The organism is Ursidibacter arcticus, assembly GCF_009761375.1.
GTDB classification, from domain to species: Bacteria; Pseudomonadota; Gammaproteobacteria; order Enterobacterales; family Pasteurellaceae; genus Ursidibacter; species Ursidibacter arcticus.
In genome coordinates this window covers 1-4,720 of sequence record NZ_LEKM01000173.1, presented here as the reverse complement: position 1 = coordinate 4,720, position 4,720 = coordinate 1, and the positions used below count along the sequence as shown (strand labels likewise).

The window sequence follows — 4,720 nt, the reverse complement described above, 5'->3', positions numbered from 1 at the left end:
CAAATTTTTCTTTAGACATTTTTAAAAGTCCCTCTAAACAAACACGGTTACGATGGTACGTTACCACATTAACCTAATGTAGAAATTAATACTATTTTTTACTAAGGAAAAGAGGAAGATAGAAGACTTAGTGGTGCTGATAGGCGGATTTGAACCGCCGACCTCACCCTTACCAAGGGTGCGCTCTACCAACTGAGCTATATCAGCGTTTGGAGCGGGCAGCGGGAATCGAACCCGCATCATTAGCTTGGAAGGCTAAGGTAATAGCCATTATACGATGCCCGCTGTTCTAAATTCGTCTGTCCCATAGGATTCAATTAAGATATGGTGGAGGGAGAAGGATTCGAACCTTCGAAGGCTGAGCCAACAGATTTACAGTCTGCCCCCTTTGGCCGCTCGGGAATCCCTCCACATTAATTGAATACTTGTTTCGCTACGCGTTAAATGGTGCCGACTACCGGAATCGAACTGGTGACCTACTGATTACAAGTCAGTTGCTCTACCTACTGAGCTAAGTCGGCATTGCGTTGTCGTAAGCAAGTGGTGCGCATTATAGGGCTTTAGAAAAACCTTGCAAGTCTTTTTTTTGAAAAAATATTAAAAAAGCTCTCTTTCGATTGTTAAATACTCAAACTGATGATTTTTTAAATCTTTTTTACCTTTTTTATCACTAGAATTCCCCTAATGAGTCATTTATATTGTATATTTCGCCCAATAAAATCTAGGACAACTCATCATATTTTAAGAGATTTTGGCAATGAATTTGCAAAATGATACAAAAATCACACCATTTCTGACGTTTGAACGACATCAATGGGCGGAATTACGTAAATCTGTCCCTCTAAAACTAACTGAACAAGATCTCAAGCCATTGCTTGGTTTCAATGAAGACTTATCACTAGATGAAGTCAGCACAATCTATCTTCCTCTTGCTCGACTTATCAACTACTATATTGACGAAAACATTAAACGCCAACAAGTATTACATAAATTCCTTGATGTCGCATCACCCAAAGTTCCCTATATTATTAGCATTGCGGGAAGTGTCTCTGTTGGTAAAAGCACCTCTGCTCGTATTTTACAAGCACTATTATCGCAATGGCCTGAAGAAAGAAAAGTATCTCTTATTACCACAGATGGCTTTCTTTACCCTCTTGCTACCCTAGAAGAAAAAAACTTACTCAAACGTAAAGGCTTTCCAGAATCTTACGATATTCACTCACTTATTCGTTTTGTTTCGGATATTAAATCAGGTAAAAGAAAGGTTAAAGCACCTATATATTCGCATATTACCTACGACATTATTCCCGATCAATTTAATGAAGTAGATCAACCAGATATTCTTATTTTAGAAGGACTGAACGTACTACAAACAGGAATGAACTACCCTGCTAGCCCACACAATGTGTTTGTTTCGGATTTCGTTGATTTTTCAATTTATGTCGATGCGGATGAAGATCTACTCAAAAAGTGGTATATCAACCGTTTCTTAAAATTCCGTCGCAGTGCATTTTCTGATCCTAACTCTTACTTCCATCATTTTTCAAAATTATCGGAACAAGAGGCAATTTCTACCGCATCAACAATTTGGGATGAAATAAACGGGCTAAACTTACGTCAAAATATTTTACCAAGCCGAGAAAGAGCTAATTTAATCCTAGTAAAAGGCGATGACCACGCCATTCAAACAGTGAAGCTAAGAAAATAAATGGCAAAATCTACTGGTTTCCAATTTAAGCAATTTTTCATTGCACACGACAAATGTGCAATGAAAGTCAATACAGATAGTATTATTCTCGGTTCTATTGTTAATACAACACAATGCAAACAGATACTTGATCTAGGAACAGGTTCAGGATTACTTGCAATAATGTTGGCACAACGTACCGCTTACGATTGCCAAATTACCGCCATAGAAATAGAGCAAAATGCATTTATACAAGCCACAGAAAATATTCACCATAGCCCTTGGGCAGATAGAATTACACCAATACAAGCCGATATTTTACAATTAACATTAACAGATAAATTTGACTTGATTGTGTCTAATCCCCCTTATTTTGAACATAGTCTTGCCACTAGAAGTAGCGAACGAGATCTAGCCAGAAGTACTCCCCAAAGCCATTTGATTTGGTTAGAGCAAGCGAAAAAGTGGCTAAAAGAAACTGGGCATATTGCATTTATTCTCCCCACAGAAACAAGTGAAAGGTTAATTCAGCAAGCTAAACACCTAGATTTACACTGTGTTGAGAAGTGGAATATCATCACAAAAGAAGGAAAAAAACCGAAAAGAAGTATTACGATTTTTTCCCAGCAAATGACTGCGTATATTGAACAAGAATTGATTATTTATCAATCTAACAACGAATATACCCAAAGATTCAAAGAACTGACTAAAGACTTTTATTTGAATGGATAAAATACTCTCTAAAAATAACATTAGATTTGTATTAAGTGACCGAAGTTAATAAACTGTAGAAGGTCAGACTTGGTCTGAAGAGTATTTTTGTAATAATTGCTTTTTCACAAAAAATCGGTATAATCCGACCGCTTGTTTTCTCTCTTTTTATTGAGCAAACAAGTTTCGTACCCTCACCTCGAACGAGGGTTTTCTTTTTACTATCAAAAATTAGAGGAAGGTTATGGTAACCATTCGTTTAACTCGTGGCGGAGCTAAAAAACGCCCATTCTATCAAATCGTGGTAGCGGACAGCCGTTCACCGCGTGACGGTCGCTTTATTGAGCGTATCGGTTTCTTCAACCCTATCGCAGCAGGTAACGCTGAACGTTTACGTTTAGATGTTGCTAAAGTTGATGAGTGGGTTGCTAAAGGTGCATCACTTTCAGATCGTGTTGCAACATTAGTGAAAGAAGCGCGTAAAGCTGCTTAATTTCCACAAATTATTAAATGTAGGTGAATATGAGCGAACAAAAAATTGAAGTTGTGGGGAAATTAGGTTCAACCTATGGTATCCGTGGCTGGTTACGTCTTTATTCATCAACAGAATTTCCTGAAAGCATTTTCGACTATCAGCCTTGGTTCTTAAATATTAAAGGGCAATGGCGACAAGTTGAACTTGAAACGTGGCGTTATCACAATAATGATTTGATTGTGAAATTAGTTGGAACAGATGACCGAGAATCTGCACAGCTCCTAACAAATATAGAGATTGGTGTAGATTTAAGCTGTTTTCCTGAATTGGAAGAAGGTGATTACTATTGGCACGATTTAATCGGTTGCCAAGTGGTGAACCTTGAAGGCTATACAATGGGTATCGTTACCGAGCTAATGGAAACAGGTTCAAACGATGTTTTGGTGGTACGTGCAAACAGTAAAGATGCTTTTGGTAAACAAGAACGTTTAATTCCGTTCTTATATGAACAAGTAGTTAAAAGAGTAGATCTCGCCACCAAAACAATTACGGTGGATTGGGACGCTGGTTTCTAACCTCAGGTATGCGGTTAGCTTTAGTTGTAGCAAATTAGGAAATTATGACTATGTGGATTGGTATCATTTCACTCTTTCCTGAAATGTTTAAAGCAATTACCGAATTCGGGGTAACAGGTAGAGCAGTAAAACAAAATCTCTTACAAGTAGAATGTTGGAATCCTCGAGACTTCACGTTTGATAAACACAAAACGGTTGATGACCGCCCTTATGGTGGTGGACCGGGAATGTTGATGATGGTGCAACCGCTTCGAGATGCAATTCGTGAAGCAAAAGCAACCGCTTGTAAGGAAGATGGTGTAGAGGCTAAAGTGATTTATCTCTCGCCACAAGGACGTAAGCTCGATCAAGCAGGCGTAAAAGAGCTAGCAACAAATCAAAAATTGATTTTAGTTTGTGGGCGATACGAAGGCATTGATGAACGATTGATTCAAGCTGAAATTGATGAAGAGTGGTCAATCGGTGATTATGTTCTAACAGGGGGAGAATTACCCGCAATGACGTTAATTGACGCTGTTGCAAGGTTTATTCCTGGTGTATTAGGCAAACAAGCCTCCGCATTAGAAGACTCTTTTGCTGATGGATTACTAGATTGTCCGCATTATACACGCCCTGAAGTATTAGATGGCGAACCTGTACCTACGGTGCTGATGTCGGGTCATCACGAACAAATCCGCAAATGGCGATTAGAGCAATCGCTTGAGCGAACGTGGTTAAGACGCCCTGAGCTATTGGATAGCCTAGCTCTGACTGACGAACAAAGGGTGTTGTTGAAGAAGATTAAACAACGACACAAAATCAGTTAATTCTAGGATTTAGAAGGTTTACAAAATGAGTAACATCATCAAACAAATCGAACAAGAACAGTTAAAACAAAATGTACCTAGCTTCCGTCCAGGTGACACATTAGAAGTTAAGGTATGGGTAGTAGAAGGTAGTAAAAGACGTTTGCAAGCGTTCGAAGGCGTGGTTATTGCAATTCGTAACCGTGGCTTGCATTCAGCATTCACCTTACGCAAAGTATCAAATGGCGTAGGCGTTGAGCGTGTATTCCAAACTCACTCACCAGTTGTTGACAGCATCGCTGTTAAACGTAAAGGTGCGGTACGTAAAGCTAAACTTTACTACTTACGTGAGCGTTCAGGTAAGTCTGCACGTATCAAAGAGCGTCTTGGCGACTAATCGTAAGATTGCAATCTATAAAAAAGCCTTGGATAAGCCCAAGGCTTTTTGTTTGCTTCAAAAGGTGTAATGGAGGTGTAATGGACAAAA

Annotated in this window: 6 protein-coding genes and 4 tRNA genes; 6 read left to right on the top strand and 4 right to left on the bottom strand. The window is 38.9% G+C overall.

Going from position 1 to position 4,720, the window contains the following annotated elements:
* Positions 1-131: 131 nt before the first annotated feature.
* The 4 genes from A1D25_RS07735 to A1D25_RS07720 form a co-directional block, all read right to left on the bottom strand.
* Positions 132-207, bottom strand: a tRNA-Thr gene (locus A1D25_RS07735).
* 3 nt (positions 208-210) lie between these two features.
* Positions 211-285 (bottom strand) — tRNA-Gly (locus A1D25_RS07730).
* Positions 286-325: 40 nt separating this feature from the next.
* Positions 326-410, bottom strand: a tRNA-Tyr gene (locus A1D25_RS07725).
* Positions 411-445: 35 nt separating this feature from the next.
* Positions 446-521, bottom strand: a tRNA-Thr gene (locus A1D25_RS07720).
* A 236-nt stretch (positions 522-757) separates the two neighbouring features.
* Between A1D25_RS07720 and coaA the strand changes: the two genes are divergently transcribed.
* The 6 genes from coaA (at position 758) to rplS (ending at position 4,630) form a co-directional block, all read left to right on the top strand.
* Positions 758-1,708 (top strand): type I pantothenate kinase, encoded by a 951-nt coding sequence (gene coaA, locus A1D25_RS07715; RefSeq protein WP_157395114.1) that lies wholly within the window; start codon positions 758-760, stop codon positions 1,706-1,708.
* The gene (locus A1D25_RS07710) at positions 1,709-2,419 is read left to right on the top strand and encodes a tRNA1(Val) (adenine(37)-N6)-methyltransferase (protein WP_157395113.1); all 711 of its coding nucleotides are present in this window, start codon (positions 1,709-1,711) and stop codon (positions 2,417-2,419) included.
* 223 nt (positions 2,420-2,642) lie between these two features.
* Positions 2,643-2,891 carry a 30S ribosomal protein S16 gene (gene rpsP, locus A1D25_RS07705; protein WP_157395112.1) on the top strand — a complete coding sequence of 83 codons (249 nt, stop codon included), beginning with the start codon at positions 2,643-2,645 and terminating at the stop codon, positions 2,889-2,891.
* A 29-nt stretch (positions 2,892-2,920) separates the two neighbouring features.
* Positions 2,921-3,448 carry a ribosome maturation factor RimM gene (gene rimM, locus A1D25_RS07700; RefSeq protein ID WP_157395111.1) on the top strand — a complete coding sequence of 176 codons (528 nt, stop codon included), beginning with the start codon at positions 2,921-2,923 and terminating at the stop codon, positions 3,446-3,448.
* 50 nt (positions 3,449-3,498) lie between these two features.
* A complete protein-coding gene (trmD, locus tag A1D25_RS07695; protein ID WP_157395115.1) occupies positions 3,499-4,254 on the top strand; it encodes a tRNA (guanosine(37)-N1)-methyltransferase TrmD in 756 nt (251 codons plus the stop codon).
* 25 nt (positions 4,255-4,279) lie between these two features.
* A complete protein-coding gene (rplS, locus tag A1D25_RS07690; protein WP_103853869.1) occupies positions 4,280-4,630 on the top strand; it encodes a 50S ribosomal protein L19 in 351 nt (116 codons plus the stop codon).
* The last annotated feature ends 90 nt before the right edge of the window (positions 4,631-4,720 follow it).